We start from the raw sequence: 4,280 nt of genomic DNA on the forward strand, positions 1-4,280 counted from the left end.
AATGTAGCATCGTAATTTGAAATTGTACTAAATCCATCTGCTAAACACGTTGGTGCTGTAGTATCTATAACAGGAGTTGGTAAATTACTTAATGCAGCATCAATAACAAAAGATGTAGGACTAGTTAAACAAGTAACATTATTTAATTCTACATTGTAAGAAGTTCCAAAAGCAGCGTTTAATATATTACCTGTTGCATCAACAGTAGGTCCAGCTGGTGTGAAAACATAAGTCAAAGTAGCACTATAATTAGAAATTACAGCAGATCCATCAGCAGTACAAGTAGCAGGAGTAACTGCAACAATTGGAGCTGCATTAACTATTACTGTTGCACTGGAATTTAAATTTAAATCACAACCTAATTCATTATAACTATATGAAACACCATCTAAGAAAACAGATCCATTAACTCTATTAAATGTTATCGTATTAGATGTTGTTCCTTTAATAAATACAATATGCTGTAAAACACTTAATGCACCTGTGTTAAATAACAAGGTTGTTGGACCATCAACAATATTTACAGCTCCAGTTGTATTATTTTTAGCAATACTAACAGTAATAGGTGTACCCGCAGGAACAACATGAGCTAAAGTTAAAGTTACTAAATTATTTGAAGCATTAATAGTTGTTGAGTTTGCAGTATTTGCAGTTGTACCTGCTGCCAAAATAGCTCCTGTAGAATTAACAGGATTAACTCCACCTACAGCAGAAATCCCATTACCAGATATTGGAACAGAAGCTGCCGTCATGTATGTAGCGTTAACTGTAGTTGAAATAGTTAAACCCGTTAATGTTAAAATTTCGCTTCCAGTACCATCTAACGTTATAGTTTGATCAGCCCCCGAATTAATATTGTAAGTTACAATTGCATTAGGTGTACCATTAAATGTAAAAATAGCTTCTTCACCTTCGCAAATTTCAGTAGGATTTACAGATAAATTAGTTAACTCAACACCAGGTAAAACATCTAAACATACTTGGTGACTGTAACTACACCCAAAATCATCAACAACAGTATATGTATAACAGTGATTTCCTACTGCTGCAGGGTTAACTGTAATTTGATTTCCTGAAACATTTGTAATATCTGGATTAGGATCCCAACCTTCGCTAACAATTACTGGTGTAAAATCATAATCAGCTGGCAATAATGAGCTATCAAAGTTTATACTCCAGTCAAAAATATAACCATTATCAATACTTAAATTATCTGTAACAATTAAAGACCAATCTCCATTTAAAGCACTACCTATTAAGTTTGTAAAAGGATTAACAGGCTGATAATCTCCAGAATTAATAGATGCTCTATTTGGTGTCCCACAATTTGAAGTAGCACCATCAACTAAGTATCCTGTAGCTGTTGGGGTAAAACAGTAGTCTCTACCTGTTCCAGGACCTGGAGTAGGATCATCTAATGGGCAACCTAAATAAGTAGCACCACCTCCACCACCTAATCCGGTGTAAGCTTTTAAAACAATAAATTGACCCGTAGGACTAACAAGTCTAAGTTCTAAATCTCCTAAATAGGAATGCTCCATATTAAGACATACAGAGGTAATTTGACTTGCAGCAGTTATAGTTGTTCCGAATGGAAAACAATCAACAGGAATTGTACTTTGATATGACACCCCACTTCCATCTGGCAAAAATGTAGTTCCACTAACTGGTGGTGCACAATCTTTAACAAAGGTTACTGGAGTTGCTGTAGCCGTTAATATTGAACTTTGTCCAAGACAAATTTCATCATCAGAAACTGTACTCGTAAATGTTGGAGTAGTTGAAACATATACTAATTGATTAAATCTATTTGTACTTCTACAACCATTTGCATCTGTTATAAATAAATTAACTAGATAAATTCCTTCATTTGCAAAAGAATGAGAAACAGTCTGACCAGTTGCTGTATTGCTATCGCCAAAATCCCATGTATAAGTTGCTCCTGTACCATCAGCAGCAAAAACACCACTTCCATTAAATTCGATAGATTGACCTTGACAAATACGAATAATATCTTGTGCATCAGAAGTAGGAGTTGTAGAATCTAAGACCGCATTTATAGATGGGCATGGTGGCCCACATACAATAGATGCATCCCATCCAGCCGCATTTTGAGAACCATTGGATACAAAAACAAAAGTTAGACATCCACTTGGTGATGTAGCTTCATAAGATGGAATAATATTTGACCCAAAATAAGTTCCTACTGGAGTTCCTGTTGCAGTATCTCCATCATAAATTGTTAATGAATCATTAATACTACTTACTAAATCAAACGAATTAAAATAAACAGTAACTACTTCACCAGCGTTTTCTGGACAAATAGTTGTAGTTCCATTTACCGCAGTAACATTATTTGGATAATTACCTGTAGCACCACCTAAATCATAAAAATGATCACCTGCGCAAAAATTTGGTAAAGTACTAAAAGTACTATCCACTGACCAATCTCCAACTGTTGCACCACAAATTGATCTAACATAAACGTCATAAGCAGTGTTAGAATTTAATCCTGTAATTGTATAAGGACTTGCGGCAACAACTTGACCCGTTGAAGCAGCGTTTGGAGCTGGTGATCCAGCAGGCAACCATATTACTTCAAATGAAGTTGCAGATGGCGCAACATTATTCCAAGAAACCTCTAATGAATTATAAGTAGCAGTTAAAAGTGACAATTGTGTAGGACTTGGACATGTTGAGCATGTTATATTAGCTATCCATCCAGCTCTACTCACAGAGGAATCACTTCTAAATCTAAAAGTTAAACACCCACTTGGGTGTGATGAAGTAAATGGACCTGGAATTGTTGTACCCCAAAAACCCCCTGGAACCCCTCCAGGAACATTACCAGCTCCATTACCACTTGAAATTTGAGGAGATGTTATAAGGTCACCATCGTATACATAAACAGCATCCCAATTTGCTTCAGTATCAAAAGATGTGAATGTCACAGTAACTATTTCTCCAGGGTTTGTTGGACAAATTGTTACTGTTTCATCAGAACTATTATTATAATTTGAAGTAGGTCCCCCATTATCAACATAATTTCCTCCACAGATAGGAGGAGCAATAGAAGTTGTAAAATTATTAACAAGTGACCAAGGGCTCACATTATCTGCCTCACAAATAGTTCTAACATAAAAACCATAAGATGTAAGAGGTGATAAACCAGTAAGAGTATAATTATTTGTAGCAACATTTACTATAGTTCCTGTTCCAGGTACAAATCCTTGTGGCCCATACTCAATTTCCCATGGACCAGCAGGATTAGGACTTGTCCAAGATAAATCAGCAGTTGTAGAAAAAGGAATAACATTTAAACCTGTCGGTGTTAAACATTGTTGATCAACTTTTACGTCATCTAAAATCCATCTATCACCTAAACCATTATTTACTTCCATTACAAAAGCAAAATAAACGTTTTGACCTGCATATGCATCAAGCAAAATAACGATTTGTTCAAATGGTAGATTTTGAATATCCAGTTCAGTATAAGTCGCTAAGGTAGTTGTAAAAGCTGCTCTATTTTGAGTTGTTGTTGACAACAACACTTTATAAACGCTTCCTTGCTCTCCATTAGATCCGGATCTAGAATAAAATCTAATTTGTCCGTTTGCAGGTATAGTAACTTGAGGTGTTATTAACCAATCTTCTGCTAATCCAGTTGAAGTTCCTCCATTATCTCTATTTACCATTGCTGACCAAGTTCCTTGATGAACCCATCCGAAACCAGTAGCATTAGTTCTTCCCCAACTTTGAGCTGTTCCAACTCCATTATCTTCCACTAACCAACCCGTAGGAGGAAAAGTTGCACCTTCAAAACCCTCAGGAAACTGTGCGTAACTGAAGATTGAGAAAAATGTCATTATAAAAAGTAATATTCTTTTCATAGTTAATATATAGTTATGATTTGTTTAAGTATCAAATTTACACAAATATTTAGTGTCTTTCTTAATTATCGACCAAAAACTTATTTAATCGATTAAAAGCATATGTCTCAAGTTAATAAAAATAGAGACATATGCTATTGAAAATCAAATTATTTCTTCACAATTAAGAATTCACTTCTTCTGTTTTGTGCGTATTGTTCTTCAGTGCATTTATCACAAGCTACTTTAGGTTCAGTTTCACCAAAGCCTTGTCCTGAAATTCTATCTTTTGCTATTCCTTTGCTGATTATGTATTGAACAGTCGATTTTGCTCTTCTGTCTGATAAATTCATGTTGTACTTATCACTTCCTCTGCTATCTGTATGCGATTTTGCGAAGATGACCATGTTT

General features: G+C 35.1%; 2 protein-coding genes. Both read right to left on the minus strand.

The window, feature by feature from the left end:
* Positions 1-3,890: choice-of-anchor J domain-containing protein (locus tag GFJ94_RS01715; RefSeq protein WP_153199780.1), on the minus strand; the 3,890-nt coding region annotated here is incomplete at its 3' end.
* Positions 3,891-4,039: 149 nt separating this feature from the next.
* The coding region (locus GFJ94_RS01720) for an OmpA family protein (RefSeq protein WP_153199598.1) at positions 4,040-4,280 on the minus strand (241 nt) is incomplete at its 5' end.

The organism is Flavobacterium sp. LMO8 (assembly GCF_009495755.1).
Lineage (GTDB): Bacteria > Bacteroidota > Bacteroidia > Flavobacteriales > Flavobacteriaceae > Flavobacterium.